Raw genomic sequence first — 26663 nt, 5'->3', positions numbered from 1 at the left:
ACATACATAATCTCAAGTTTTACTCTTTTTGTGCATTTATTCGTTTCTTGAATGCTTTCTTGGTCTCTTGATCTGCTTGCTGATACCAAAAATCCAGCATCTTTCCGACATCGATTTGCTCAGTGTCATCTGTTTTACTATCACTTTTCATTACTTGTGTCTCGATTGATATCGGTTTGGAAGTATTAGTGGGCAATAGGGCTGCAGGAGCCGATGTCAGGTTGTACGCTTTGAGTTCTTGCTGGTAGTTTCGTCCGAGTTGGATCCCCTCTTTAGTTAGTGTATCTATGTGGTAGGAGATAGATTCTCCATGGTTATTGGTGATGGTGACGTTAGGCGCGTGATTAAATTTAATTGCATCTTTTGATGAATTAATCGACGACAACTCTATTGTGTAGACACTATCTTCACCAGTAAAAGTCAGGATGACAGGGTCTGACGTGAAACGTTGTCGTTGACCTTGTTGTCTGTAGTTTGATTGATACTTGAATACAATTTGTTGAGTACCATTATCGGCAGTTAACGACCTGTCTTCTATCTCTTCAGCATTAAGTAGCAGTGGCTCAGTATTATTGGGCAAGTTAATTGTGATAGCGGCTTGTGCGGTAGGTAATAGCAAAAATGAGCTTACCAGCGACATAGGTAATGATTTTTTCATAGTAGGATTGGTAAATGGATCTGTATTAGGTTTATAGCATTCAGTGATGGGTTTGCAAATGACTAACACTGATGATTAGACCGAGAATCCAGATGTTTATCTGTTGGATGCGGGGAGAATAACAGTAATTGATTTGGATGAGCGTTATACTGCCATGAGTTTTGTAGTCGGAGAGTCGCGTGTTAACCAAAATATTAATAACATTACTGGTTATTGCTGGTGCATTGTTCTACATCCGCAGGCCCGCCAAGGTCAGCCGCACGGAAACGGCGGGCCAATTAGGGCAACGGATATTATTTCGTTATGTTGCCTTCGCTATTGTTGTTCTGGCTATCATTGGCAGTGGGGCCTATTGGTATTGGTCATGGGAAGAGGGGAATGAGGTCGTCAGTGTCACCATTGTCTCCCCTGTGCAAGAAAAGACCACGATTTATCGAGTGCATAAGCGTGATATAGGCATTAATGAGCTCACTACCATAGAAGGGGTTAAAGTACGTTTATCTAATCAAGAGCGTATTATCATTGCACCTAAAGTAACCCAGTAGCGAGTTCAGTTGCTCACATTTTTGATCGGGCAAAGCAGCTCGGTGGAATATTTTATTGTTCGTTGTTTATATTCCACCCAGTATGATCGTAAAAGCTGGTCAATGGCGCGTTATTGGGTAGAATAAAGCGATATTTTACCCTGCGCTGAGATGGGTTTACTTTTCATCTTAGTGTTTTTTCAGGAGGCCCTATGATCACTGCTTATGTCTATGAAGATAGTAAGTTATCTATCGTCGAATTAAATGTTCAAGATAGCGTCCCATCGGGTACATTATGGTTAGATCTGTTTAAACCCGAAGAGGATGAGCGTGAGTGGCTAAGAGGCTATTCAGTAGAGGAGTTGCCTGAAGAGGAAGATATCAATGAGATTGAGGCTTCTGCTCGTTTTTATCAAAACAAAGATGGTTTACATATTAATTCGCTTTTCCCTCAGCGTGTTGGCCAAGATGTAAAGGGCGTCAACATCTCGTTTAATTTACGTTCTCAATTTCTAGTGACCTTACGCGAAGATGATGTTGGTCTGATCCGACTGCTTAGGAACTATTTACGTTTGGGGCGGTTAGAGGTGAAAACACCGCAAGCACTTTTCTTAGAGTTATTTAACCTTAAAGTTGATTACCTATCGGATCTGATTGAAGACGTTTACTCGGTCCTTGAAAATGTGGGCGAGCAAGTTTTTGAAAGCGATGAACTCGATGATGTATTTAAACTCATTACCTTACAAGAAGATTCTAACGGAAAGATCCGTTTAAGTTTGCTCGATACCCAAAGATCCTTGCGTTATATGCAGCGTTATTATCGTGGTCAATTGAGTGATGAGGATTTAAAAGACTTACGTGAGATGTTGTCTGATATTGAATCTTTGATGCCTCATAGTCAGTTTATTTTCGATAAGCTCAACTTTTTACTTGATGCTGCAATGGGTTTTAGTGGATTACAGCAGAATAAAATTATTAAGATATTTTCGGTTGCTGCGGTTATTTTCCTGCCACCTACCGTGATAGCAAGTGCCTACGGCATGAACTTTGCCAATATGCCTGAACTCGAGTGGCAATGGGGTTATCCCATGGCGATTTTAATGATGTTCGGTAGCGCAGCATCGACTTACTTTTTCTTTAAACGTAAGGGATGGCTATAAGGCTTTTTTACTTGGGTAAGGCAGGATCGCTGCCTTATTTTCTTTATAGGTTTTGGGATTGGTTATTACTTCATTAAGGGATAAAAATTTGTCGTTCATCAGTTTTAACGACAAGTAACACCTAGCATAAGGGTTGCTACAACGGGACATCTGCAGCTTTAGATGATGACAAATCGATTCTAGTTGAGGACGATTTCGTTCAGCAGCTTCATTGATCACTTCTTGGCTGAGATTGTTTTGTAAGTTTGTTAATTGTTGTGGCGCATGTTGGGCTAACCACTGCAAACTATCGAAGTCAGGTAATTCAACCATATTACTCCCGATGTTAGTTGAGCCCAAAAGCCCAAGCACTCCTACTACTATTTTAGTTACTGATCAAGGATAAGGGTAGCTAACCTGAAATAGAAAGCATAAATAGCTTGAATTTAGGACAATAAATGTATCTTAAACAGTCCACTATTCCTCTAACGGCAAAGGGCTCTTGCCCCCTAAATGCACCTTGTTAGAAAAAAGAACTGTTTGAGATAAAACAGGAGTAGAGCGACGAATTGAACCAGAGTTATCCAATCTCTTAACTCGGACTCAGGTTCGCTAGTTTAAGGCTTAGTGCTATCGCCAAAATAGTAACTGACGCGCTCTCTAGGGCTTAGATACTTATGGATCTTCTCTGGTAACGCCGATGGGGCTATACATTTTACAATGGTCAATCCTTCGCTTTCCAAATCGACGATCGGAGCCTGATCTTTGGGGACTAATGGGTCATAAACTAAAATTCTTGGAAACAATAGTTTTTCCAAATTAACCGCCATGACCATTGCAAATTGCCCACTAGAGAGTTCTACTACGCTGCCTGGTGGATAGATTCCAAGCATTTTTATTAGTTTACCTATGGTCTCATGGTTGAGTTTTTCTTTATAATTTTTATAAAGAAAACCCAATGCGGCGTAAGGCGTCTTCGCCTTTTTTTGACCCTCTGGATGGCACAGTTGGTCATAAAGATTGACTGCAGCAACAAGCTGTGTCGGTAGGGTTATCTGTTCCCCTTTTAAGCCTTTGGGGTAACCCGTTCCGTCGAGGTATTCATGGTGATCTCTGACGATGGGAAGCGCAGTTTCAGGGAAGTTATCAGCCAGCTTGAGTAATTCAACTCCCATTGCAGGGTGTTGTTTGATGAAGTTAATCTCTGGTGTTGTGAGCGGTGTCTTTTTACGCGTCAACTGAGATGGAATTTTTAATTTACCAGTGTCATGAAATAGCGCTCCAATACCGACAGCTTCGATCTCTTCTCGCGACCATTCCAGCTCTTTTGCGACCATCATTGATAGCACGGCGACGTTAAGAGAATGATAGTAGATCCCTTCACTGTCTTTGGCGTCGCTCATTAAGTGTAATACAAGATTTTCCGAGTTGATGAGTTGCTCTGTAATGTCAGAGATTAGCTCTTTTGCATCACTGATGGCGTTGAGTGGACGATTTCGTAGTTTAGATATCAGGTTACGCATCATGGCAACAGATCGGTCGAACTGTTGCTCTGTTTTTTGTAAATCTCGCCTCATCTTTTTAAGGTGTTCAATTCTGTCGAGCTTGTTTTTGTCCATCTCCGCTTGCAATGCATCCATTTCGGCATCGGACTGCTTTATCGTCTTTTCGTTTGTGACTTCCTTGCTTAACGGAGGAACTGTACTTTTGCTAAGATCAACAAATACATAATCGATACCGAGTTTTTTAATTAACTCAATTTGGGCTTCTTCTTTAAGACGGAATGAATTAAATAAAAATGGATGCTCTTTCCATGAGACTGGTAATCTTACAAAATTGCCGACTTGAAGTTGACTCGCTTTTACCTTACAGCTTTTGCTCATGTGATTTTTAGTTTACCTTTATGTGACGTTTATTCTATCTCAACTTGCCAGCTTTACAATTACTTAAGCTCTGTGTCAGCATAGATGCAATAAAAATAGCCTAAGTTAGAGATTGAGTCATGGATTTTATTGAAGTTTATCCTGATGCGATACCCGAAGAGTTATGTGATCGCTTGATGGCGGCCTTTGACTCTCATCCTGGAGTGATCGATGGACAAACGGGTCACGGAGTTGATCTTGAGAAGAAAGTGAGCCGTGATATCACCATGGATAATTTTCAAGAGCTTACACCACTAAAAAATGAATTACTTAATTATACGCTAAAAAATGCAGCAAATTATTTTGATAAGTATTCTATGGCCCTAATGGGTGGTGTTGCGGTGAAAGTTGCCGATGAGCAGGGCAAGCCTACAACCTTGACGCCAGAGAATTTTGAACGATTAGGTCGCCATCGAGTTCAACCTTTGGTGCAATACCTCTATCGTAGCGGGGCGATTAATATTCAGAAGTATATTCAAGGCAAGGGCGGTTACCCCCATTGGCACTCTGAACAGTTTCCACAATTGGGACACAATGAAGCCTTGCATCGAGTGGTATTGTATATGTATTACCTTAACGATGTAGAAGAGGGTGGCGAAACCGAATTCTATTATCAGCAACGCAAAGTTCAACCGAAAAAGGGCACTATGGTTATCGCCCCCGCGGGGTTCACCCATAGCCATAGGGGAAACATGCCCATTAGTGGTGACAAATATATTGCCACCTCATGGATAATGTTTAATCGAGCTGAAAAGCTATATACCCCTGTGGGTTAATCTATGACTAGATGGGGATGGTGATAGTAAACTTCGCTCCTTCAAGCTGTGAAGTTTCTATTGCAAGCGTTCCATTGTAGCTAGTGACGATCTCATTACAGACAGCTAGGCCAATTCCTTGGCCTGCTTTTTGTGTATCGGCTCTAGCACCTCGCTCTAGGATATCTTGCCTGATTTTTTCGGGTATGCCTGGGCCATCATCTTCTACGATTAACACAAACTCGCTGTTGTCATTGTAATATGAGCTGACGACGACTTGGCTAATGCACATTTTGAATGCGTTTTCCATAAGGTTGCCACAAAGCTCCATTAAATCGCCTTTATCACCAGGGAAAGCTTGCTCTTTAGCAATATCTGCGCTGAAATTTACTTGCTTGTCTCGATAAACCTTAAATAACATCTGTGTAAGCTGCTCTACTAGTGGGCTAACTGGTGTCTGTTCCTGCTTGAGTCCTTTTCGACCTAGCATTGCGCGTTTCAATTGATATTTGACCAGTTGATCCATTTGACTGACCTGTTCCATTACTTTCTCACTCGCGGCATCCTTATCTAAACTTGTATCGTCGGTAATGGCGTGTACTGCGGCTAAACGTGTTTTAAGGCTATGAGCCAAGTCGTTCATTGCGTTTTGATACCGCTCTTGCTGCGCGCTTGATTGTACCAATAACTGGTTAAGCGCTTGAGTGACGCCTTCTAATTCAACCGGGTAATCTTGAGAAAGGGACTTGGCTTTGCCACTACTGACTTGCTGTAACTCATTTCGCATACGTACTAATGGCCGCATTCCCCAATAGCCAGCGCTAATGAGTAGCACGAGTGCGAGTGCGAATAGCATTCCTAAGCGCCAGTAGGTACGGCGACTGAATTTATTTAACTCTTGCTCTAAGTTATGGGCATCTTTCATGACCAATAAGTTGTATTGCTGGTTCGCCAACTCTACAGAGAGTAGATAAACAAAGTAATTTTTGTTATCGGACAGGTTGAGATAATAAGGAGGCGCATCTAAACGAATATCGTTAAATCGCTCGCATGCATCAAATAAACCACGGTCTACGGCAAGCGAAGAGGTCCATACTTGTTTGTAGCTTTTATCGCAGCTTGCCAGAATATACTTTTCTGGCGTGGTATTTTCTTCCAACCAGTTGGTATTTTCTGGGATCAGATTATGCTCTTTTAGCTCTGCAGCCACTTTAGGGATCTCAGCGATCAGTTTAGCGGTTTCCTCATTGTAATTGTTCTGAGCATAAAGAATATTCACTAGCCAAGCTAAGCCAAAGCCTACTAGGGCAATGATTGACAATGAGGTGACAAACATGCGGGTGAGTAGGCGGCGTTTCAATTTAAGTTTTAGCTGCATGGAAGATTAAACTTGTAGCCTTGACCACGAATAGTGGCAATTGGATTATCTAACCCACCGTTTGAGAGTTTTTTACGTAATCGGCTTACCATGACTTCTATCGTGTTTGGGTCGCCCTCTTTATCACCATAAATGACATCTAAGAGACGTTGTTTCGCCACGACTTCGTGACAATGGCGCATGAGGTATTCCAAAATCAGGTATTCAAATGCGGTAACCTCCATTGGCTCGTCGTTTAGTGAAACTTGTTTAGCGGCAAGATCTAACGCTAAAGGGCCACTGGTAATGATAGGTTTTACAAAGCCTGCGCTGCGACGAACGAGCGCGTCAAGCCTAGCGACTAACTCCTCTTTTTGAAACGGTTTGACGAGGTAATCATCGGCGCCCGCATTTAGGCCTTCGACTTTATCTTGCCAATTAACGCGGGCGGTGAGGATTAAAACAGGGGCTTTAAGCTCTGCATCTCTTAAACTTTGAATAAGGCTTATGCCATCTTGATCGGGTAGACCTAAATCAACAATGGCAACATCAATAGGATAATTGGTTGCTTGATAAAAGCCCTCTTTGGCAGTCAATGCGACCTGAACTTGATTACCTAATTCACTTAATTGGACTTTTAGATGGTGCGATAAAATAGGATCGTCTTCAACAACCAATATTCTCATTTATTTTGCCTATTTAATTATTTAGTGCAGTTTAACGATTTCTATTTATGATGCCAACTGAGCCAGTAACTTGAAGGGGAATTTTAGCGCGGTTTAGCTTAACAGGGGCTGACATCCAGCCTATTAGTGAGTAAATTATTGATGATAAGGAAAAAGAATTAGTATCGTCTAGGAATTTGGTCGACTAATGGTTAAAATCGGCTCTCTTTTAAATTGATGGAAATACCTCATGTCGTTAGTTAAAACGGTTTCTCTACTGCTTGCATGTTTAGTTATGCCTGCTGCTTGGGCTCAAACCTTCACGTTTACCGCTATTCCTGACGAGAATGAGAGTCAGCTTAAAACACGTTTTGATAAGGTTGCTCGATATTTGGAAGCAGAGCTTGGAGTTGAAGTCGCTTATGTCCCTGTAAAATCTTACGCAGCGGCGGTTACGGCCTTTCGTAATAATCAAGTGCAATTAGCTTGGTTTGGTGGCCTTTCTGGCGTGCAGGCTAGACGTCTGGTGCCGGGGTCAAATGCCATTGCACAAGGATATGAGGATCAATATTTTAAAAGCTATTTTATCGCTCATCACTCCACGCCATTAGTTCAATCAACTAATTTTCCTAACCTCAATGGTTATACTTTTACGTTTGGTTCGAAAGGGTCAACTTCTGGTCGATTAATGCCGCAGTTTTATATCGAACGTAACATGGGCAAGAAGATTGAAGATATTTTCCCTCGTACTGGGTTTTCGGGTGATCACAGCCGCACGATTGCGCAGGTGGAGGCCGGGGCTTATCAAGTTGGTGCGGTAAATTATAAAGTATGGGAATCAATGGTTGAGAAAGGTGAGGTCGATACCAATAAAGTGAAAGTGATTTGGGAGAGTCCTGCTTATCCTGATTATCAGTGGACCGTTAGAGCTGGAGTGGATCAAGTGTACGGCGCGGGTTTTAGCGACAAACTAAAGAGCGTGCTAATCAATATGAAAGATCCGGACCTATTAGCCAGTTTTCCTCGCCAGTCTTTTGTAGAGGCCACTAATCAGGCTTATGAACCGATAGAGTCTGTGGCTCAAACGATTGGTTTGTTAGATTAATTTCGTGTTAGCGCTAGAGTCAATATCGCTGCATTATCACGATAAACGTGTGATCGATGAGCTGTCGCTATCTATCGCCCACGGTGAAAAGTTGGCTATAGTGGGGGCTTCAGGCGCGGGTAAGTCAACCTTGCTTAGCCATATCTATCAGCAACTTCAGTGTAATGCGGCATTGTGCTCTCAGTCTCAAGGCCTCGTGGATGCATTAAGCGTTTATCACAATGTATTTATGGGGGCGTTAAGCCGACACCATTGGCTCTATAATTTGGCTAACCTAGCGTGGCCGTTTAAGCGGCATCTTAGTGATGTAAAATTACTTTGTGATTCACTGTTTCTTGATGTTTCACTCGATACTAAGGTGTCCTCCTTGTCTGGTGGACAGCGTCAGCGAGTTGCTCTTGCTCGAGCCATTTATCAACATCAGCCAGTCTTTATTGGAGATGAGGCTTTTTCTGCACTGGATCCTATTATGGCCAGGCGTTTGGTTGAGCTGGTGCTGGCTAAGCATGAGACGGTTATCATGGTATTGCATGATTGTGCTTTGGCCTTAGCGCATTTCGATAGAGTCATTGGCTTGCAACAAGGCAAGATAGCATTAGACAAACCAGCTAAACAACTGAGTGCGCAGCAGCTTAGTGACTTTTTCGATAATGCGCCAAAGATTGCAGTGTAATAAGCGTGACTAGATTTGGTTTTGTCGGCTCTTGGCAACGGCTAACGCTTGCCATTTGGTTTGTTGCTGTTATGTCGGCGTATTTTGCTGATATTGCCATTATTTCGTTAGAACCATGGAGTGAACTCTCTCGCATGGCGCTAGGCTTCATCACGCCCGATTTTTTTGCCACTGAATCTCTCATCAATGCGCTATGGTTAACCGTCAGTTTTGCGCTGTTAGGTGTCGCCTTAGGTCTACTGATTGGCGCACCGCTTTCGTTGATTTATCAATCAAAATTTGTTTCTGGGCTCTGCGCCATGGTGCGTGGCATTCACGAGATATTTTGGGCGTTGCTATTCTTACAACTATTTGGTTTATCGCCTATTACGGGGATTTTAGCGATCGCTTTACCCTATGGTGCGACATTTGCCCGAGTTTTCCATGATATTTTGCTGCAGTCTCCTAACACAACAACCCACACCATGCCTCGCGGTGTGGACAGGATCAGTCGTTATACCTATGGCAAGTTAGGGCATGTTTATCCCTTGGTCTTGGCTTATATTCGCTATCGGTTTGAGTGTGCACTTCGCAGCAGCGCAGTGCTTGGTTTTATTGGTATGCCTACCATAGGCTTTTATCTTGAGACCGCCTTTCGTCAAGGAAACTATCATGAAGGGGCGGCATTATTGATCTTATTGGTGCTACTTATTGGCACTATCTCTTGGTGGGTAAAGGCAAAGCTGATCCCGGTTTATCTGTTGTTATCTCTTGTGACCTTGCCCCCCATCGGTGCCGTTGATGGTTTATTAGTGTGGCAATTTATTAGTCATGATTTGCTACCTCCAGGGATCAATGGCATCGCTTATGGCCAGATTGAGCTGAGTCAGGGGATAGATCAGTTTATTAATTGGTGGCAGCAACTGACCTTTGAGCAAGCTTTACCTGGGATGCTGGCGACATTGGTTTTGGCGCTATGCGCATTAGGTGCAACACATCTACTGGCAATGTGGGGATACCTAGCAGCGAGTCGACATCTGCGTGGCCGATTAGCAGCTAACGCTGGTCAGCTGTTGCTGCTGATATTAAGGTCGATACCTGAATACTTGCTGGCCTTTATTTTTATGATGTTGCTTGGGCCATCTATGTTACCCGCCATAGCGGCGCTAGCACTTCATAATGGCGCATTAATCGCGTATTTGGTCTCGAGACAGGACGGTGCAATAAAACCCAGTGAATTGTATTGTCCGCGATTTGACCATTTTTCTTACGAGATTCTGCCGCGGATCTACCCAAATTTAATCTCGCTGCTATTTTATCGCTTTGAGATTATTTTGCGTGAAACAGCCATTTTCGGCGTATTGGGAATAGCGACCTTAGGTTTTTATATTGACAGTGCATTTGCTGAAATCCGTTATAGCAATGCACTGTATTTATTGCTGACGACAGCCCTGTTAAATGTAATTGTCGATATTATAGCTCGTCGATTATTAGCCAAACGATTGCCTCAAGGCGTGGTGCTTGGGCAAGCTTCCTGTGTTGCTTAGCCTTTATTGCTGATTAGTGCGAGGCTTTAGCTCGGTGCTTGATAATGCCTTGGCAGCAAAATGCGGCTACTAAGGTAAATAAAGTGACTGCTGACATAATGATGGCTAATCTTAACCATGGTGCATCCATAGACATCCTCATCTGCACAGCATCATAACCACTGATGCCCCATACCCCAAAGGCGCAAAAAATTAAGCTTATTTGTAATATTCTCGCGCTATAGCGATGACGGATAAACAGTAGCAGGGGAGCGCTAATAAACACTAGGCTCCAAAGCGTTTGTCCATAACGTAAAAAATGCGCGCCAATTAGCGCAAATGCCAAGAAAATAATGAAAACGCGCCACCACATAGTTATCTCCCGCAAAGGTGTTAAGGCCAAAGGTATTAAGGCCTAAGATTTTGAGCCGAGAGTAACCTGTGTTTAAGTTTGATGCTAGCAGCGCGCCCCTTTTTCTGTCGTAAGTATCGCTTTCGTCAATTATTTCACCGTTGCCGTCTCAAGGGCGCGTTGTACTTGCTCTGCTTGTTGAGGGCTTAACTTTGTACTCTTGATTAACTTGATCAGCTGTTCGGTCTCGATCACTGAGTCTTCATTTATAACAACAAAATGTTTATCGTCAATGTCACTCATTTCAAGATCAACATCGATGTCAAAGTCGATATCATTCATGCCTTCAGTCAGTTTGGTGATCTCAATTGCGAGTCGCTCCATTTCTCGTTCAAATTCGCCGCCGTTTTTTTCGAAGATGATTTCAAACTCACGGGCTTTTGCTTCTAGTTCGGCAGCTTTAGCTTCCATTTCGGCACTTTTTGCCTCAAATTTTGCACTGTGTTTTGCGAACTCGGCATGTTTATGGGTCATCTTTTCGGTTAGCTTGGCCAGTTTCGCCTTATCCGCCTCTGATAGCTGTGAATGGAATACACGGATTTTGCCACTATCTTGATCGTAGAGGCGGCTGATGAGTTTGAACAGTTTATTTTGGGTCGATTCAGGCAGTTCCGATAAGCGTTCTTTTAACTGGGAGCGATCGCTTATCTCTTGTGGGGTCAAGGTCAGTTGATGCTCTTCACCATTGTTTGTAAAAACGATTTTCGTCAACTCATTTTCATCTTGAGTGATGAGAGTATGACTCGTCCTGTCATTTAACTCGATGGTGTGTAGATCGTTTGGCACCGCCCACAGTGAAAAAGAAAGTAGCGCGGAGCAGGCGATCAGAGCCGAGATTTGTTTAATTTTCATGGTACATCCTTTTTAAGTCGATAAGTTCTAAGTTGGCAAGTGTTAAGTTATGCCGTTCTAAGGCCGGATTAACTTTATTGCTAAGAGGGGTTAGCGAGGAATGTGCCATGTTTATCTAAGCGTTTTTTTTCATAGGGTTAGGGATGTTTTTTCCGTTAGCAGGTTCGGTGTTATGCCTGATTTGCGGTAGGGATTTCCTCATATAAGGAAGTTTTATCAAACTGTGTTACCGTAAATGACTAATATTAATCTGTTTTAACTTGGTACTGTTCTTGTGTAGCAATGTCGGTATGTAGGGCGTATCTGTTTTGTTTAGTAAGGCGCAGATCGCCCAAGGTTTATCGCTAGTACGGAGAAAATATGTCGATTAAACGTTATTTGTTCATGCTCTTTGGTGCTTTGATCATATTGCTTGGCGTAAGCCAGCTATTGATTTCGCAATATTATAAAGCCCAATTGCAAAATGAACTCAGTGAAAGTTCGCGTACTTTGTCGCAAAATCTGGTGAAAGTATTAATCGACAATGTTGATAGTGAGCGGCAGTTCTTTGTTGAGTTTGATGATCAAAACGTGCAGGAAAAACTGAGCGGCATCGAAGAGGTTCGCGCTGATTTTGAGCGTGACATCGAAGAGGTGAGTGCTGAGATAACCCGCCTTAGTGAAGAGATGGTGCGTCAAGAGACACAAGAGCCAACCAATGATCAGCAACAAGAGCGTAAGATTAGCGCGTTATTGCAGGCAAAGCAGCAGGAGCTTCGTGCATATCTTGAAGAGATGGCAACCCATGAGCGTGAAATACAACATCTACAGCGAGCGAATATCGCCGAAGCCAAGCGTGAAGCCGCTAACGCCTATAAAGAGCGTCTTCATCAGGCTGTAAGCCAGATCCAGATAGATGCTAATAGTTGGCTAGAAAAGGGCAAGGTTGCCATTATTGAAACGCCTAATATCAATGCCGATGGAGAGATGTCATTTGAGTTTACTCATGATATTGAAGTGCCGAGTGTGGATACCAATAATCAGTTGGAGCGTTTTAGCGAGTCGATGTTTGTTCTTATTCTATTGAGCTCTATTGGTGGTCTGTTGCTTGCCTACATACTTAGTCACGTGATCAGTAGTCCGCTATCGCAACTGGCAAAAGGCCACAAAAAACTGGGCGAGGGCGAGCTAGGCTATCAAGTTGAAGAACAAGGAGTTAAGGAGCTAAAAACGATTATTGGCGGCTTTAACAAGATGAGTAGCCAACTTAAAAGCTTAAGTGAGCAAGCGCATTTAATGGCGCAACATAAGCAGCTAGCCGAGTTAGGCGAAGTCACAAGAGGCATAGCTCATAGCCTACGCAATCCGTTACATACCGTGGGCTTATTATCTGAAGCCGCTTCTCACGCTGGTACGAAAGAGGAAGCGAATCCACTACTGGATCAGATCCAGCAAAAAATCACTATGATGGATAAGAGTATTCAGTCCTTGTTGACGTTATCGAGTAATCACGTTAATCGACAAACATCGGTGCCATTAGCGGCGATGATTCAAGATATTTTACTTGAGCTTTCAGTGAATGGCAGTAAACCGAAAATCACCTTTGAATGTAGCGCAGATAATTCGGTTATTTTGGGGGCGGAATCGGAAGTACGCAGTATCGTGCACGCGGTGTTAATTAACGCGGTTGAAGCGACTCCTGACTCGGGTACTATTAATGTTGGGCTGGATAAAAAGGCGGAGTATTACCAGATAGTCGTTGCCGATACGGGCAAAGGGATAGATGCCGATATTCGTGACAAATTGGCTAAACCTCATGTGACCACAAAAGCGGAGGGCACAGGGATGGGGATCTACATTGCAGAGCGGTTAATTGAGGGACATTATGGTGGCAAAATTGAGTTTAATGATAACCCCGGTGGCGGAACGGTAGTGACGCTAACCTTTGCTATCTCTAAAGACATACAGAGTGAGGCCGATTAATGGAATTGCCTAAGTTAACCATTTTAGTAGTCGAAGATGAACCCGATCAACGCCATCTCATCGTACAGATGCTCAGTGCGGCAAATTATCAACTCGACAGCGCCGATAGTGTGGAGCAGGCGATCGTAAAGATTAAGGACTCACCACCAGACTTAGTATTTTCAGACTGGAAACTCGGTCAGCTAACTGGCATGGACCTGCTTAACTATGTTCGCCGAGAGCATCCTGATATGGGGTTTATTATCGCCACCGCATACGGCACGATAACCCATGCCGTTGATGCCATGCAGGCTGGCGCGGACGACTATTTAGCTAAGCCTTATCAGCGACAGAGCTTACTGCTGGCCATTGAAAAAGTCGCTAAGTCGATGGCGCTTAAACAGCAAAATCGGCGACTCACCTCTGAACTGTCTCAGCAACAACAGCTGGTGGGCTTAGTGGGTAAATCGGCCGTGATGCAAAAGGTGTATCAAAGGGTTGAGCGGGTGAGTGCCACCGATGCTACCGTGCTCATTGGCGGGGAAAGTGGTACAGGTAAAGAACTCGCTGCTCGCGCGCTTTATCAACTATCGACGCGAAGTCATAAACCCTTTATTGCCATCAACTGCGGCGCAATTCCAGAGACTCTGGCTGAAGCTGAGTTGTTTGGGGCCGAAAAAGGGGCTTATACCGGCGCGAACAGCTTAAAGATTGGTAAACTTGAAGCTGCCGATGGTGGCACTGTTTTTCTCGATGAGATCGGCGAGTTGCCTTTATTACAGCAAACGAATTTACTGCGTTTCTTGCAAGAGGGCGTCATCTCTCGACTTGGGCAGAATGGTGAGTTAAAACTTGATGTTAGGGTGATTGCTGCCACTCACAGAGACTTACAGCTTGAAGTCGCTGAAGGGCGGTTCCGTGAAGATCTCTATTATCGTCTAAATGTGGTGCCTATTCATATGCCTGCATTAAGAGATCGCCGTGAAGATATTGGGCGTTTGGTAGAGCATTTTTTACAGCTGCATAGTAAGCAATATGCAATGCAGCAACCCAAACTAACCCCCTTGGCAATGAAACAACTATTGGACTATTCATGGCCGGGTAATGTTCGAGAGCTCGCTAATCGTATCGAGCGCTTTGTGCTGTTAGGTGATGAGGATGAGATGGTCAATGAGCTCGCCAGTGAGGTGCGGACCATTAGCTCATCGAATTTTGTTTTACCCAATGAAGGATTAGAGTGGGAAATTTTTGAGCGAGATTGTTTGCAGCAGGCGATGTCGAGACATGATGGCAATCGCACTAAGGCTTCAAAGTTTTTAGGCCTCAGTTACAAGGCGTTTTTATATCGCTTGGAAAAGCATCAATTAGTGTAGACGCTCGCGATAAGTAGCCGCAGCTTTAGACCTATGTTACTGGTAACGCCTGAAGTGACAAAGCGTATGTCACCTTGGGGATCGATAATATAGATCGCCGGAAAAGCCATCGCCCCCCATTGTTGGTGTATGTTTTTATCGTCATTAATGACCTCAAATTGATAATCATGCTCACGCATAAACTGTGCAATCTCTTTATCAGAGCCTGATCCAACCGCAATCGTGACCACATGATGATCATCGACAAGCGTGTTCACCATAGGTGAGGTGACACGGCAAACTGGGCACCAAGTACCCCAAAAGTACACCAGTGTCGGCTCTGTTTCTGATAGAGAAATAGGTGCGCCAGCAATGGTTAGGCTCGAGAGTCTTGGTGCGTGACCATTAATCATGTGACGTTGCTGATAAGAAAGCGCTAAAAAAGCGATGATACCAAACAGCAGCAGATCTCTAAGCCAGCGTCGTAACCTTGTTTGGGGAAATAGTAGCTTGTTCCAAAAGGTTCTGTTTTTGTGTTGACTTGATCCGTTACTTGCCGTCATTTTTGACTAGCGCCTATAAATATTCACTCGGAGTTTGTCGGGTCCAGATTCGGCTGTAAGCCATTAATTGTGGGTAGAAGGTGCGAAAGGCTATCTCAATTTCAATATCCATTCTTTCAACGGTTTTTACTGCGCCATTAAAAATCTCAGGTTTTGATACACGCTTAGCCACAGATTCGATAGCTTTATGTAAACCACTCGGGCTCTCATAGGCCAAAAGCCAGTTCTCTTGCTTCATTTTAGGCACAATATCGATAAGTTTAATTGGCAGCTGTTGGGTATTTTCTATGTCTGAATAAGCCCTTTGGGCAAATTCAGCCAATGAATGATTGTGGTATTCATCCCAATATTTCGCCAACATATGGTCGAAGGCCAAATCGATGAGTATGGGGGCGGCACGTTGTAAAGAGGAGGGAAAAGCCGCACGTAACTCTTTAGTGAGTTCATGACTATCGGTTAACGAATCTATTTGTCTGTGCAGCCAAATGCCTTGTTGTAGCGCTTTGGGATGGTCAGCTATATTGCCCTTAGCAAAGTCGCCGGCTAAATTTGCTGCCAGGTTGGTTTTGCTATTATCTGCGAGGTGAAGGTGTGCAAGAAAGTTCATGAGGTTGTGTTTATTTTTCTTTATCAAAGCATTATTTTCACGTTATCATGCTCCTCTGTGCTAAGGAACCTTTATTTCCATTATCGCGCCAATGGTATCAAGTAGGTTGCCTTAAGGAGTGCACATTGCAATTAATCACTAACCTATCGGTTTTAAGGATCAAGGATGATATGGAACTGGTTGTCTAAGCTAATGACTAAAAAGGCACAACCTCAGCGTCGCCGAGTGCAGGTTGAGATACCTATAGAACAGCACACTTACCGTAAGGTTCATTTCGATTTACCTCGAAACGCTTCCAATGATGAAGATAAAAGCAGTTAGTAAGCTTAATTCGGGTTGATCTTCTGTGTTTCTGCAAATAGACTAGCGGCCGATTTATGCTAAGCAGAGACCCATTATGCGTGTTGCCGATTTTTCTTTCGATCTTCCAGATGAACTGATCGCCAGATATCCTATGCCTGAGCGAACCGCGTCTAGACTCTTGACTCTTGACGGTATAACAGGCGCTTTAGCCGATAAACAGTTTACCGACATTCTCGATATGGTGACTCCTGGTGATCTGATGGTATTTAATAATACCCGTGTTATCCCTGCTCGGCTGTTTGGTCAAAAACAAACCGGCGGTAAGCTCGAGATTTTGGTTGAGCGCATGCTCGATGATAAGCGTATTTTGGCCCATGTGAGAAGTTCGAAGTCTCCTAAGCCTGGCAGCATTGTTTGCTTAGATGGTGGTTATGAAATGACCATGATTGAGCGTCATGACACCCTATTTGAACTTGGGCTCAATAGCGATAAAACCATTCTAGAAGTACTCGAAGAAGTGGGGCATATGCCACTTCCTCCCTATATCGATCGCCCTGATGAAGATGCGGATAAAGAGCGTTATCAAACCGTTTATAATCAGAACCCAGGTGCGGTTGCAGCGCCAACGGCGGGTTTACATTTTGATGATGCCTTGTTTGCCGCATTAAAAGAGAAAGGCGTTAATACCGCTTTTGTCACTTTGCATGTGGGCGCTGGCACCTTCCAACCCGTGCGTGTCGATAATATCCTCGAGCATAAGATGCACTCAGAGTGGGCTGAAGTTCCTCAAGAGGTTGTCGATCAGATTAAAGCGACAAAAGATTCGGGTCATCGTGTCATTGCCGTTGGCACCACATCGGTTCGCTCTTTAGAAAGTGCAGCTAAGGCTAATGAGGGTGAATTAAAGCCATTTAGCAGCGATACCGATATCTTTATCTATCCCGGTTATGAGTTCAAAGTGGTTGATGCGCTGGTGACCAATTTTCATTTACCAGAATCGACACTCATTATGCTCATTAGCGCCTTTGCCGGTTTTGATGAGGTAAAAAACGCCTATCAGCATGCGATTGCTCAAAAATACCGCTTTTTTAGCTATGGCGATGCCATGTTTGTGACTAAAAAAGCGAACTAAGAAGTGATTTTGTTTTAAAATACCCACCCCACAATTGCGGTGGGTATTTTTTTACAGTTTTTTTAGATTCAGGGTTGATACTCGATTGTTTGCCCTTATCTCTATTGATCATTAGTGCTAAAAGATTTTAGCGTGAATAGAGTCAGACTGTTTCTCTGGCGAGGTAAATTATGAAATTTGAATTAGATACAACAGATGGTCGCGCTCGTCGCGGTCGCTTGGTTTTTGAACGAGGCACAGTAGAAACCCCTGCATTTATGCCGGTAGGAACCTACGGCACGGTAAAAGGAATGACGCCTGAAGAGGTCCGCGCTACTGGTGCAGATATTCTCCTTGGCAACACCTTTCACTTGTGGCTTCGTCCTGGCGAAGAGATCATGCGTAAGCATGGAGATTTACACGATTTTATGAATTGGCAACGTCCAATTTTGACTGATTCGGGTGGATTCCAAGTCTTCAGTCTGGGTGATATTCGTAAGATCACCGAAGAGGGCGTGCATTTCCGCTCACCAATCAATGGTGAGAAGATCTTCTTAGACCCTGAGAAGTCAATGCAGATCCAAGACTCTTTGGGCAGTGATGTGGTGATGATTTTTGATGAATGTACACCGTATCCAGCCACAGAAGATGAAGCGCGTAAATCGATGCAGATGTCTCTGCGATGGGCTAAGCGTTCTCGTGATGAGTTCGATAGACTCGAAAATCCTAATTCGCTATTTGGTATTATCCAAGGTGGCGTATATGAAGACTTGCGTGATGAAAGTCTAGAAGGTCTGGTTAATATTGGTTTTGATGGTTATGCCATCGGTGGTTTAGCTGTGGGCGAGCCTAAAGAAGATATGCACCGAATTTTGGAGCATGTTTGTCCTAAAATTCCAACTGAAAAACCACGTTACTTGATGGGGGTCGGTAAACCAGAAGATTTAGTTGAGGGCGTGCGTCGTGGTGTCGACATGTTTGATTGTGTGATGCCTACACGTAATGCTCGTAACGGTCATCTATTTACCAGTGAAGGTGTTATCAAGATCCGCAATGCGCGCCATCGCGATGATACTTCACCACTCGATGCTAAGTGTGATTGTTATACCTGTAAGAACTACTCGCGGGCATATCTTTACCATTTAGATCGTTGTAATGAAATTTTGGGAGCGCGTTTAAACACCATTCACAATCTACGTTATTACCAAATGTTGATGGAAGGTTTGCGCGGCGCAATCGAGACAGGTACATTAGACGCCTTTGTTGAGGAGTTCTACACCAGTCAAGGTCGTGAAGTCCCTAAGTTATCCGATTAATTTTACTGCTAATAAGAAGAGAGAAATATGTTCATTTCAAATGCATACGCAGCCGATGCTCCAGTAAGTGGTGCTGGCGGTACTATGGAATTAGTTTTCATGCTGGTCATCTTTGGCCTGATCTTTTACTTCATGATTTTCCGTCCGCAATCCAAGCGTGTTAAAGAGCATAAGAACCTTATGAGCTCTTTGAGCAAGGGTGATGAAGTCTTAACCAGTGGTGGTATCTTAGGTAAGATCGCTAAGATCAGCGATGAGAATGACTACGTATTGTTGACTATCAACGAAACGAGCGAAATCACAATTAAAAAGGATTACATTGCGGCTGTGTTGCCTAAAGGGTCGATTAAGTCACTTTAAGTTTTAGCTAAGTCACTTTAAGCCAAGAGGGCGATGGTGTGTTAAATAAATACCCAATGTGGAAAAACCTAATGGTGATAATTATTATCGCCGTAGGTGCTTTCTACGCAATACCAAATTTATTTGGTGAAGACCATGCTGTACAGATTGTAGCGACTCGTGGTGCCGAAGTTAACGTATCAACTCAGACGCAAGTCAATGAGATATTGTCAGCTAAGGGCATCGCCGTTAAACGTTCTGAACTTGAAAATGGTCAGTTGTTAGTGCGTGTAGCAAATGCTGAACAGCAGTTGCTTGCTAAAGAGACAATTGCCGATTCACTCGGTGATAAGTACATAGTCGCGTTGAACTTAGCACCAGCAACTCCACAATGGTTGGAGTCTATGGGCGGTAGTCCAATGAAACTGGGTCTCGATTTACGTGGTGGTGTGCACTTCTTGATGGAAGTGGACATGAGCGAAGCGATACGTAAGATGACCGAAGCTAAAATTTCTGATTTTAGAAGCGATCTTCGTAGCGAAAAAATCCGTTATGCGGGTATTCGTAATACGCCTAAAGGTATTGAGATTAAGTTTCGTGATGCAGACAACCTAGCTAAAGCTGAGCAGTTCCTCAGAACGCGTAGCAACGATATGGTGTTTACCGACATCACGTCGGGTGACGATTATCAGTTACTCGCGAGCATGAGCGAAGTCTACCTTAAACAGATTAAGGAAGAGGCACTGCAGCAAAACATCACTACATTGCGTAATCGTGTTAACGAATTGGGTGTTGCTGAGCCCGTGGTACAACGCCAAGGTGCAGAGCGTATCATCGTTGAGTTACCCGGTGTTCAAGATACTGCCCGCGCTAAAGATATCCTAGGCGCTACAGCATCGATTGAATTCCATATGGTGGATGAAAAAGCCGATGCCGCCGCTATTGCAAGTGGCCGCATCGCTGCCAGCTCGCAAATCTATGAGCGTCGCCAAGGCGGCCAAGTGGCTTTGCAAAAAGCAGTGATGCTAACGGGTGATCATATTCAAGGTGCACAACCCAGTTTTGATGAATATAGCCGTCCACAAGTATCAATTAATTTAGATTCAAAAGGTGGCTCTATCTTTTCAAACGTGACCAAAGACAATATCGGTAAGCCGATGGCGACTTTGTTCATCGAGTATAAAGATAACGGCGCGAAAAACCCTGATGGCAGCGTTAAGATGGACAAAATTGAGGAAGTTATCTCAGTGGCGACCATTCAAGCGCGTCTAGGTCGTAACTTTGTTATTACCGGACTCGATCACTCTGAAGCGCAAAACTTAGCTTTGCTACTACGCGCCGGTGCCTTGATTGCTCCTGTTTCAATCGTTGAAGAACGTACCATTGGTCCAAGTCTGGGTGCTGAAAACATTGAAAACGGCGTGCAGGCGATGATCTGGGGTATGGCTGTCGTACTTATCTTCATGTTGGTCTACTACCGTGGCTTTGGCTTAATCGCAAATCTTGCATTAACCGCTAACTTAGTGATGGTTGTTGGTGTAATGTCGATGATCCCTGGGGCGGTTCTGACCTTGCCAGGTATTGCCGGTATGGTACTGACTGTGGGTATGGCTGTTGATGGCAACGTACTGATTTACGAGCGTATTCGAGAAGAGTTACGCGCTGGTAGAAGCGTTCAGCAAGCAATACACGAAGGTTATGGCAATGCATTTTCAACCATTGCCGATGCTAACATTACCACCTTTATGACAGCGTTAATTCTATTTGCAGTGGGCACAGGTGCCGTTAAAGGCTTTGCGGTCACTCTGATGATAGGTATTGCAACGTCTATGTTTACTGCCATTGTGGGTACACGTTCGATCGTGAACGCGATATGGGGTGGTAAACGCGTGAAGAAACTGTCTATTTAAGGGGAAGTTGACAATGTTCCAAATTTTATCAATTAAAGGCACGATCAACTTCTTACGCCATGCTGTGCCGATTAGTATCTTATCGCTTATTTTAGTGATCGGATCTTTAAGCTCGTTGGCTGTTAAGGGCATTAACTGGGGGCTCGATTTCACCGGCGGTACCGTCGTTGAGATGGAGTTTACCCAAGCGGTTGACCTTAATAAGCTGCGCAGCGTGTTAACCTCTGATGAAACCGATGGCGCTTTGGTACAGAATTTCGGTTCGAGCCGCGATGTGCTAATTCGTTTGCCTGTTAAAGAAGGGGTTAAAAGCGACCTTCAAGTTGAGCACGTAATGGAAGCCGCTTCAGCGGTTGATCCTAGTGTGATGCAAAAGCGGGTTGAGTTTGTTGGACCACAGGTTGGTAAAGAGCTCGCAGAGCAGGGCGGTTTAGCGGTACTTGTTGCGCTGATCTGTATCCTTATCTATGTCTCTTTCCGCTTTGAGTGGCGTTTAGCTATGGGGTCTGTAGCGGCGCTGGCGCACGATGTGATTGTGACCTTAGGTGTGTTTTCTGTATTTCAATTGGAATTCGATTTGACAGTACTTGCGGGCGTATTAACGGTTGTTGGTTACTCACTTAACGATACGATTGTAGTATTTGACCGTATACGTGAAAACTTCCTTAAGATGCGTAAAGCGACACCTGAAGAAGTTGTAAATACGTCGATCACCCAAACCATGAGCCGTACCATTATTACTACTGGTACAACGCTAGTTGTGGTGGTGGCCTTGTTCCTTAAAGGTGGCACAATGATCCATGGGTTCGCGACAGCGTTACTTATGGGGATTTTTGTGGGTACGTTTTCCTCTATCTATGTGGCGAGTTTCTTAGCGATTAAGCTTGGTATTAATCGCGAGCATATGATGCCGGTAGAGATTGAAAAAGAAGGCGCTGATCAAGACGCCTTAATGCCTTAAGCGTATTGGTTCAGCAATATGATAAAAAAAGCCACTTTATGTGGCTTTTTTTATTGTTCAAATAGACCAAATTGGCCATATTCATACTCGACATCTTGGTTGCTTTGAAGATAGGATGTTTGGCGGTTATATCAATCGCATTATTTAAGTGCGCTTTCTATATCGCTTAATGTTGTCGTTAAGGTGCTATAATTTTTAAGGATCGAATGACGACTTTTAACGTTTTATGATGGGTATAGACTCCTTAGTCGGAGCAATAAATGGATCTAAGTATTAATTTGCAGGTACTACCTTAATAATTTGCCAGAAGAGCAATAGCAGTCGGGGATAATAAACATGGAAGAGAGAAGTCGATTAGTTGCTGGTGGCAACCTATTACAAGCCCATAGTTGGAAGGGAATGTTAGAAGCGTGCGGTATCGCTGTCGAACTGCGTGGCGAAGCATTATTAGGCGGCATTGGTGAGTTACCTGCCGATCTGTTAGATGTCGAACTTTGGGTTGCAGAGTCACAGTACGAGCAGGCTAGAGCACAACTCGATACGCTTAATAGTGAAAGCCCTAAATGGCAATGTGTTAAGTGTCATGAAACTAATGAGGGCAACTTTGAACTTTGTTGGCAATGCGGCGCAGAAAGAAGTGAACTTTTAAGTTAGCTCAAACGTATTATTTTTGCTGATAATTTTATTAGATTTCGCCGATGCAAATAGATGCTTTTGAATCTCGATCATCAGGTCCTATTCATAAGGATATGACAGCGAACAAGCCCCGTGATACTTGATAAGCGTATTAAGAGAAAAGTCCGTTATGCAATATTTCCCCCTGTTTGTTAACACCCAATCGCTGCGTGTGTTGATCGTTGGTGCCGGTGAAGTGGCTAGCCGCAAATTGGATCTACTCAGTCGCACAGAAGCTCAGTTATCGGTTATTGCTCCAGATGTGTGCGAGGAAGTTTTAGCTTATGCCCAGTGCGGTAGGATCAGCCTATTGCAACGGAAAGTGAGTATCGATGATATTGCTGATATTGATCTCCTATATCTCGCGACGGCGGATGATGCGCTCAATTATGAAATGGCGATGTATGCTAAGGCGCAGGGGATCTGGGTAAATGTGGTCGATTCGCCATCATTGTGTCAATTTATCACACCGTCCATCGTCGATAGAGGCAGACTGCAAGTGGCTATCAGTACTGCAGGAGCCGCCCCCGTTTTTGCCAGAGAGTTAAGGTCGAAAATAGAGACTTTATTACCAAACTCCCTAGCGCCTCTGTTTGATTTTATTGCGCAGCGTAGAGTCGAAGTGCAGCAGCGATTGCCGATTTTTAGTCAACGTAAGCTGTTTTGGGAACAGTTTTTGAGAGCCAATGGTGACCGTTTTGATGGCCACACTTCAAAGCATTATGACAATGCGTTTAACCAACTCATTAGCGATGGTGAGATATTACTCATCGACGATGAGACGCCGCTCTCTTTACTGCCGATTGCCGTAATGCCTTTATTGCAACGATTAGATCTTGTTTGCAGTGACTTATGCCTACCGAGCGAACTACTCGAGCTTTGTCGTCGAGATGCTTCAAGAGGGGCACTTCTTTCATTGAGTCAAATTACCGATCGCATCGACAAAGGTGAGCGATTGCTGATTTACGCAGATGTTGGCGCGATCAACAAATTGGCTGCTCATTTCCCTATTGCTAAGCGCTTACGAGCTGGCTCCTTATAAGATATCGACTTAATCATCTGCGATGCTGTGCTTTCTTGCTAGGAATTGAGGTAGACTAAGCCAAATTTTCGTAACCTTGATTGATATGGCACCTAAAGCAACTGTTTATAAAGCACAATTACAAATAGCCGATATGGATCGCGGCTACTATCATGATCATAACCTCACCCTCGCTCAACACCCATCTGAAACCGATGCCCGTATGATGCTGCGTTTACTTGCATTCGCATTAAATGCGAGCGATAGCTTACAGTTCAGCAAAGGGTTGTGCGTCGATGATGAGCCTGAACTTTGGCAAAAGTCGTTAAGCGATGAGATCGAACTCTGGGTCGAATTTGGCCAAAGTGATGAAAAGTGGGTAAGAAAAGCATGCGGCCGATCTAAGCAGGTGCAACTTTTTGCTTACGGTGGTAGAAGCGTGCCTATCTGGTGGCAGCAGAATCAGCAAGCCTTTAGTCGCTATGCTAATTTAAAGGTATGGAATATCCCTGAAGAGGCCGTTAAGGCAATGGGAGAGTTGGTTAGCCGCAGTATGATAGTGCAGTTTAATATTAGTGAAGGAGAGATCTGGATGTCCAATGATCAAGGCAGCGTGCAGATCATCCCTGAAGTGTTAAAAGAATAATCTTTTAAAAAAGAGAAGCCAGTCTAATGACTGGCTTCTCAATGTTTGAAAATAATGACTATTTAGTTGTATTACGCTTTCTCAACTAATGCGTCTTCATCTTCGCCTTTGCCTTTGCCTTTGGTTTTGACTATGATGAGACCTGCAATGACCAGTGTTGAAACCACACCGGCAACAGTCGATAAGGTCATAGGTAGACCCGCACCTAAGGTGGCAGAGTTTAGCAGGAAGCTTATTACTACCGTTGTCATAAACATAGCTGGAACAGTACATATCCAATGGAACTTGTTATGACGTAACAAGTAGGCTGAAGCTGTCCATAGCATCATGACTGCGGTCGTTTGGTTTGCGACACCGAAGTAGCGCCAAATCACACCGAAATCAACCTGAGTCAGAATCGCGCCCATGATAAATAGTGGAATAGCGAGTAACAAACGCTTTGGCAATGCGGTTTGTGGCATTTTGAAAAATTCAGCCAATATCAAACGTGCAGAGCGGAAGGCGGTATCACCAGAGGTAATCGGCAGAATGATCACGCCTAAGATAGCCATAAAGCCACCAACTGCACCAAGTAAGCCAGTTGACGCTTCATATACTACGTTTGCAGGGTTACCAGCCATACCAGCGTTTAGCCCTTCAACGCCGCCAAAGAATGACAATGCAATTGCACACCAAATGAGTGCAATAACGCCTTCACCTATCATAGCGCCGTAGAATACGAAACGGCCATTTGATTCGTTCTCAACACAACGCGCCATTAATGGTGATTGGGTAGCATGAAAACCTGACACCGCGCCGCAAGCAATGGTGATAAATAGCGCAGGCCATAGTGGCATATCATTTGGGTTTAAGTTGCTGAAGAAATCGCCCATTTCAAACCCAGGCATCAATGTGTGCTCGCTCGATACGACAAGTGCGATCGTCAAACCAACAGACATAAACAGTAGCAAAGCGCCGAAGAAGGGATAGAGTCTACCGATGATTTTGTCGACAGGCACAATGGTAGCGATAAGGTAGTAAGTAAAGATGACGCCAAGGAAGATACTGACATCCCAGCCTGTTAATTTACCGAGTAGGCCCGCTGGCGCCGAAATAAACACTACACCAACTAAGAGCAACAGAATAATGGCGAAGACATTCATAAAGTGTTTAGCGCTCTTGCCTAGGTATTTACCCGCAAGGTTTGGCACTGATTGACCATTATTTCGAACAGAGAGCATACCCGAGAAGTAGTCATGTACAGCACCTGCAAAGATACAACCTAGTACGATCCAAAGCATGGCTGCTGGGCCGTATAGCGCTCCTAAGATAGGACCAAAGATTGGCCCGACACCAGCGATGTTGAGTAATTGGATTAGATATACTTTACCTTTTGACATTGGCACAAAGTCAACGCCATCGGTTTTAGTAAAGGCGGGTGTTTGGCGAGCTTTATTTATGCCAAACACTTTTTCAACAAATTTACCGTAGATGAAATATCCGCCGAGTAGCAGGCCGACACAAAGTAGAAACCACATCATAATTATTACCCCTTGTTAAAGTTAACAAGAGTGTAACGCTACGATAGCAGAAGAAAACCGTCATTTTAGTAAGTGGTCGTATAAGGTGGTTAAGCGGTTATTTGAGGGGACTAATGGTTTTAGCTGAATCCGAAAATCTGCTTAAGCGGCTTAAGGAAACGGCGCGATACAGGGATCTGCTTGCCTGAATGGGTGACGATTTCCGCACCATTTTCTTGCACTATGATCTCGCTTATAGCGTGTGGCGCGACGAGATATTGCTTATGACAACGCACCAGTTCGGTTTTTTCCTCTAACACTTTTAATGTTAAATGGGTATGCACTTGTTCTTGGCTTGTTGTCACATGAATACCGGTCAGATCGCTAAAGGCGAATTCAACATCATCGACGTTGATCACTTTTAGTCGGTTACCGCAATAACAGGGAACATGCTCCAATTGTGTGGGTAATACGGCAGCAAGGGAGCGTTGTACTTGTTCTTTGCGGATGCGCTCTATTGTCGTTTGCAATCTCGCTTCATCGATTGGCTTTAACAGGTAATCAAAGGCGTGGTTATCGAATGCCTTAATCGCATACTCATCGTAAGCCGTAACAAACACCACTTTAGGCATAGTATCTGGATCGAGCATGGCAACCATCTCTAGCCCGCTAATTTTTGGCATTTGAATATCAACAAAAATCAACTCGGGTTTATATTTAGCAATAGATTGCATCGCCTCGATGGCGTTGCAGCAATGGTCAATCACATCAATGTCTTGATGAACAGACAGTAGGTCACTTAGTGACTCTCTAGCAAAGGGTTCATCATCAATAATTAAGCAAGTGATCACA

At 43.9% G+C, this 26663-nt stretch carries 28 protein-coding genes; 17 read left to right on the top strand and 11 right to left on the bottom strand.

The annotated features are described in order from the left end of the window. Window positions 1–19 precede the first annotated feature (19 nt). Entirely contained in the window at window positions 20–658 is a 639-nt protein-coding gene (locus tag K0I73_RS11125; protein ID WP_220061204.1) for a YccT family protein, read from the bottom strand. Window positions 659–837: 179 nt separating this feature from the next. Between K0I73_RS11125 and K0I73_RS11120 the strand changes: the two genes are divergently transcribed. Both K0I73_RS11120 and corA read left to right on the top strand, forming a co-directional pair. Continuing rightward, window positions 838–1203, top strand: coding sequence for a hypothetical protein (locus K0I73_RS11120; RefSeq protein ID WP_220061203.1), 366 nt, complete (start codon window positions 838–840; stop codon window positions 1201–1203). A gap of 191 nt (window positions 1204–1394) precedes the next feature. Continuing rightward, a complete protein-coding gene (gene corA, locus K0I73_RS11115; protein ID WP_220061202.1) occupies window positions 1395–2342 on the top strand; it encodes a magnesium/cobalt transporter CorA in 948 nt (315 codons plus the stop codon). On the opposite strand, the gene K0I73_RS11110 is transcribed toward corA, so the two are convergent. Together K0I73_RS11110 and K0I73_RS11105 are read right to left on the bottom strand one after the other, a co-directional pair. Continuing rightward, on the bottom strand, window positions 2337–2654 hold the full coding sequence (locus tag K0I73_RS11110; RefSeq protein WP_220061201.1) for a DUF3135 domain-containing protein: 318 nt from the start codon (window positions 2652–2654) through the stop codon (window positions 2337–2339). The two genes, corA and K0I73_RS11110, sit on opposite strands and share 6 nt — an antisense overlap. 284 nt (window positions 2655–2938) lie before the next feature. Next, window positions 2939–4204 carry a cyclic di-GMP phosphodiesterase gene (locus tag K0I73_RS11105; RefSeq protein ID WP_220061200.1) on the bottom strand — a complete coding sequence of 422 codons (1266 nt, stop codon included), beginning with the start codon at window positions 4202–4204 and terminating at the stop codon, window positions 2939–2941. A 119-nt stretch (window positions 4205–4323) separates the two neighbouring features. On the opposite strand from K0I73_RS11105, the gene K0I73_RS11100 reads away from it, so the two are divergent. After that, window positions 4324–5019 carry a 2OG-Fe(II) oxygenase family protein gene (locus tag K0I73_RS11100; RefSeq protein ID WP_220061199.1) on the top strand — a complete coding sequence of 232 codons (696 nt, stop codon included), beginning with the start codon at window positions 4324–4326 and terminating at the stop codon, window positions 5017–5019. Between the two features lie 7 nt (window positions 5020–5026). On the opposite strand, the gene K0I73_RS11095 is transcribed toward K0I73_RS11100, so the two are convergent. Together K0I73_RS11095 and K0I73_RS11090 are read right to left on the bottom strand one after the other, a co-directional pair. Beyond that, entirely contained in the window at window positions 5027–6376 is a 1350-nt protein-coding gene (locus K0I73_RS11095) for an ATP-binding protein (RefSeq protein WP_220061198.1), read from the bottom strand. Then, a complete protein-coding gene (locus K0I73_RS11090; RefSeq protein ID WP_220061197.1) occupies window positions 6367–7041 on the bottom strand; it encodes a response regulator in 675 nt (224 codons plus the stop codon). The genes K0I73_RS11095 and K0I73_RS11090 overlap by 10 nt, the downstream gene beginning before the upstream one ends. A 229-nt stretch (window positions 7042–7270) precedes the next feature. Between K0I73_RS11090 and K0I73_RS11085 the strand changes: the two genes are divergently transcribed. From K0I73_RS11085 to K0I73_RS11075, 3 genes are all read left to right on the top strand, one after another. Beyond that, window positions 7271–8125 carry a putative selenate ABC transporter substrate-binding protein gene (locus K0I73_RS11085; protein ID WP_220061196.1) on the top strand — a complete coding sequence of 285 codons (855 nt, stop codon included), beginning with the start codon at window positions 7271–7273 and terminating at the stop codon, window positions 8123–8125. Window positions 8126–8129: 4 nt separating this feature from the next. Continuing rightward, window positions 8130–8798 carry an ATP-binding cassette domain-containing protein gene (locus tag K0I73_RS11080; RefSeq protein WP_220061195.1) on the top strand — a complete coding sequence of 223 codons (669 nt, stop codon included), beginning with the start codon at window positions 8130–8132 and terminating at the stop codon, window positions 8796–8798. Window positions 8799–8869: 71 nt separating this feature from the next. Further along, window positions 8870–10324 (top strand): PhnE/PtxC family ABC transporter permease, encoded by a 1455-nt coding sequence (locus K0I73_RS11075; protein ID WP_258405350.1) that lies wholly within the window; start codon window positions 8870–8872, stop codon window positions 10322–10324. 13 nt (window positions 10325–10337) lie between these two features. Here K0I73_RS11075 and K0I73_RS11070 read toward each other — a convergent pair whose 3' ends face one another. Beyond that, window positions 10338–10676 (bottom strand): hypothetical protein, encoded by a 339-nt coding sequence (locus K0I73_RS11070; RefSeq protein WP_220061193.1) that lies wholly within the window; start codon window positions 10674–10676, stop codon window positions 10338–10340. A gap of 129 nt (window positions 10677–10805) precedes the next feature. Further along, the gene (locus tag K0I73_RS11065; RefSeq protein ID WP_220061192.1) at window positions 10806–11567 is read right to left on the bottom strand and encodes a hypothetical protein; all 762 of its coding nucleotides are present in this window, start codon (window positions 11565–11567) and stop codon (window positions 10806–10808) included. 360 nt (window positions 11568–11927) lie between these two features. Here K0I73_RS11065 and K0I73_RS11060 point away from each other — a divergent pair, with 360 nt between their 5' ends. Continuing rightward, on the top strand, window positions 11928–13529 hold the full coding sequence (locus K0I73_RS11060) for a sensor histidine kinase (RefSeq protein ID WP_220061191.1): 1602 nt from the start codon (window positions 11928–11930) through the stop codon (window positions 13527–13529). Further along, the gene (locus K0I73_RS11055) at window positions 13529–14881 is read left to right on the top strand and encodes a sigma-54-dependent transcriptional regulator (protein WP_220061190.1); all 1353 of its coding nucleotides are present in this window, start codon (window positions 13529–13531) and stop codon (window positions 14879–14881) included. Before K0I73_RS11060 ends, K0I73_RS11055 begins: the two co-directional genes overlap by 1 nt. Here the strand turns inward: K0I73_RS11055 and K0I73_RS11050 are convergent. Both K0I73_RS11050 and K0I73_RS11045 read right to left on the bottom strand, forming a co-directional pair. Next, window positions 14869–15423, bottom strand: coding sequence for a protein disulfide oxidoreductase (locus tag K0I73_RS11050; RefSeq protein ID WP_220061189.1), 555 nt, complete (start codon window positions 15421–15423; stop codon window positions 14869–14871). The two genes, K0I73_RS11055 and K0I73_RS11050, sit on opposite strands and share 13 nt — an antisense overlap. 13 nt (window positions 15424–15436) lie before the next feature. Continuing rightward, window positions 15437–16030, bottom strand: coding sequence for an acyl carrier protein phosphodiesterase (locus K0I73_RS11045; protein WP_220061188.1), 594 nt, complete (start codon window positions 16028–16030; stop codon window positions 15437–15439). A 165-nt stretch (window positions 16031–16195) separates the two neighbouring features. On the opposite strand from K0I73_RS11045, the gene K0I73_RS11040 reads away from it, so the two are divergent. The 9 genes from K0I73_RS11040 (at window position 16196) to K0I73_RS11000 (ending at window position 24312) form a co-directional block, all read left to right on the top strand. Continuing rightward, window positions 16196–16351 (top strand): hypothetical protein, encoded by a 156-nt coding sequence (locus K0I73_RS11040; protein WP_220064467.1) that lies wholly within the window; start codon window positions 16196–16198, stop codon window positions 16349–16351. 76 nt (window positions 16352–16427) lie between these two features. Next, window positions 16428–17465 carry a tRNA preQ1(34) S-adenosylmethionine ribosyltransferase-isomerase QueA gene (gene queA, locus K0I73_RS11035; protein WP_220061187.1) on the top strand — a complete coding sequence of 346 codons (1038 nt, stop codon included), beginning with the start codon at window positions 16428–16430 and terminating at the stop codon, window positions 17463–17465. Between the two features lie 170 nt (window positions 17466–17635). Then, window positions 17636–18760, top strand: coding sequence for a tRNA guanosine(34) transglycosylase Tgt (gene tgt, locus K0I73_RS11030; protein ID WP_220061186.1), 1125 nt, complete (start codon window positions 17636–17638; stop codon window positions 18758–18760). A 27-nt stretch (window positions 18761–18787) separates the two neighbouring features. Next, window positions 18788–19120, top strand: coding sequence for a preprotein translocase subunit YajC (gene yajC / locus K0I73_RS11025; protein ID WP_028762231.1), 333 nt, complete (start codon window positions 18788–18790; stop codon window positions 19118–19120). 38 nt (window positions 19121–19158) lie between these two features. Beyond that, window positions 19159–21009, top strand: coding sequence for a protein translocase subunit SecD (secD, locus tag K0I73_RS11020; RefSeq protein WP_220061185.1), 1851 nt, complete (start codon window positions 19159–19161; stop codon window positions 21007–21009). A 13-nt stretch (window positions 21010–21022) separates the two neighbouring features. Then, complete coding sequence (gene secF, locus K0I73_RS11015) at window positions 21023–21970, top strand: protein translocase subunit SecF (protein WP_220061184.1); 948 nt, start codon at window positions 21023–21025, stop codon at window positions 21968–21970. A 336-nt stretch (window positions 21971–22306) separates the two neighbouring features. Beyond that, entirely contained in the window at window positions 22307–22624 is a 318-nt protein-coding gene (locus K0I73_RS11010) for a putative signal transducing protein (RefSeq protein ID WP_220061183.1), read from the top strand. A 151-nt stretch (window positions 22625–22775) separates the two neighbouring features. Then, a complete protein-coding gene (locus tag K0I73_RS11005; RefSeq protein ID WP_220061182.1) occupies window positions 22776–23687 on the top strand; it encodes a precorrin-2 dehydrogenase/sirohydrochlorin ferrochelatase family protein in 912 nt (303 codons plus the stop codon). Between the two features lie 85 nt (window positions 23688–23772). Then, complete coding sequence (locus K0I73_RS11000) at window positions 23773–24312, top strand: YaeQ family protein (RefSeq protein ID WP_220061181.1); 540 nt, start codon at window positions 23773–23775, stop codon at window positions 24310–24312. 71 nt (window positions 24313–24383) lie between these two features. Here K0I73_RS11000 and K0I73_RS10995 read toward each other — a convergent pair whose 3' ends face one another. Then, window positions 24384–25832 carry a carbon starvation CstA family protein gene (locus K0I73_RS10995; protein ID WP_220061180.1) on the bottom strand — a complete coding sequence of 483 codons (1449 nt, stop codon included), beginning with the start codon at window positions 25830–25832 and terminating at the stop codon, window positions 24384–24386. 119 nt (window positions 25833–25951) lie between these two features. Further along, window positions 25952–26662: a two-component system response regulator BtsR gene (gene btsR, locus K0I73_RS10990; protein WP_220061179.1), complete on the bottom strand. Its 711-nt coding sequence runs from the start codon at window positions 26660–26662 to the stop codon at window positions 25952–25954. Window position 26663 lies beyond the last annotated feature (1 nt).

The organism is Shewanella mesophila (assembly GCF_019457515.1).
GTDB classification, from domain to species: Bacteria; Pseudomonadota; Gammaproteobacteria; order Enterobacterales; family Shewanellaceae; genus Shewanella; species Shewanella mesophila.
Note: the sequence above shows the minus strand (reverse complement) of the source record. Positions and strands in the feature narration are given on the sequence as shown.

Bases quoted from the DNA above. Each gene is read 5' to 3' on its own strand.
- K0I73_RS11125 (WP_220061204.1), bottom strand. From the start codon at position 658: ATGAAAAAATCATTACCTATGTCGCTGGTAAGCTCATTTTTGCTATTA.
- corA (WP_220061202.1), top strand. From the start codon at position 1,395: ATGATCACTGCTTATGTCTATGAAGATAGTAAGTTATCTATCGTCGAA.
- K0I73_RS11110 (WP_220061201.1), bottom strand. From the start codon at position 2,654: ATGGTTGAATTACCTGACTTCGATAGTTTGCAGTGGTTAGCCCAACAT.
- K0I73_RS11105 (WP_220061200.1), bottom strand. From the start codon at position 4,204: ATGAGCAAAAGCTGTAAGGTAAAAGCGAGTCAACTTCAAGTCGGCAAT.
- K0I73_RS11100 (WP_220061199.1), top strand. From the start codon at position 4,324: ATGGATTTTATTGAAGTTTATCCTGATGCGATACCCGAAGAGTTATGT.
- K0I73_RS11095 (WP_220061198.1), bottom strand. From the start codon at position 6,376: ATGCAGCTAAAACTTAAATTGAAACGCCGCCTACTCACCCGCATGTTT.
- K0I73_RS11090 (WP_220061197.1), bottom strand. From the start codon at position 7,041: ATGAGAATATTGGTTGTTGAAGACGATCCTATTTTATCGCACCATCTA.
- K0I73_RS11085 (WP_220061196.1), top strand. From the start codon at position 7,271: ATGTCGTTAGTTAAAACGGTTTCTCTACTGCTTGCATGTTTAGTTATG.
- K0I73_RS11075 (WP_258405350.1), top strand. From the start codon at position 8,870: ATGTCGGCGTATTTTGCTGATATTGCCATTATTTCGTTAGAACCATGG.
- K0I73_RS11070 (WP_220061193.1), bottom strand. From the start codon at position 10,676: ATGTGGTGGCGCGTTTTCATTATTTTCTTGGCATTTGCGCTAATTGGC.
- K0I73_RS11065 (WP_220061192.1), bottom strand. From the start codon at position 11,567: ATGAAAATTAAACAAATCTCGGCTCTGATCGCCTGCTCCGCGCTACTT.
- K0I73_RS11060 (WP_220061191.1), top strand. From the start codon at position 11,928: ATGTCGATTAAACGTTATTTGTTCATGCTCTTTGGTGCTTTGATCATA.
- K0I73_RS11055 (WP_220061190.1), top strand. From the start codon at position 13,529: ATGGAATTGCCTAAGTTAACCATTTTAGTAGTCGAAGATGAACCCGAT.
- K0I73_RS11050 (WP_220061189.1), bottom strand. From the start codon at position 15,423: ATGACGGCAAGTAACGGATCAAGTCAACACAAAAACAGAACCTTTTGG.
- K0I73_RS11045 (WP_220061188.1), bottom strand. From the start codon at position 16,030: ATGAACTTTCTTGCACACCTTCACCTCGCAGATAATAGCAAAACCAAC.
- K0I73_RS11040 (WP_220064467.1), top strand. From the start codon at position 16,196: ATGATATGGAACTGGTTGTCTAAGCTAATGACTAAAAAGGCACAACCT.
- queA (WP_220061187.1), top strand. From the start codon at position 16,428: ATGCGTGTTGCCGATTTTTCTTTCGATCTTCCAGATGAACTGATCGCC.
- tgt (WP_220061186.1), top strand. From the start codon at position 17,636: ATGAAATTTGAATTAGATACAACAGATGGTCGCGCTCGTCGCGGTCGC.
- yajC (WP_028762231.1), top strand. From the start codon at position 18,788: ATGTTCATTTCAAATGCATACGCAGCCGATGCTCCAGTAAGTGGTGCT.
- secF (WP_220061184.1), top strand. From the start codon at position 21,023: ATGTTCCAAATTTTATCAATTAAAGGCACGATCAACTTCTTACGCCAT.
- K0I73_RS11010 (WP_220061183.1), top strand. From the start codon at position 22,307: ATGGAAGAGAGAAGTCGATTAGTTGCTGGTGGCAACCTATTACAAGCC.
- K0I73_RS11005 (WP_220061182.1), top strand. From the start codon at position 22,776: ATGCAATATTTCCCCCTGTTTGTTAACACCCAATCGCTGCGTGTGTTG.
- K0I73_RS11000 (WP_220061181.1), top strand. From the start codon at position 23,773: ATGGCACCTAAAGCAACTGTTTATAAAGCACAATTACAAATAGCCGAT.
- K0I73_RS10995 (WP_220061180.1), bottom strand. From the start codon at position 25,832: ATGATGTGGTTTCTACTTTGTGTCGGCCTGCTACTCGGCGGATATTTC.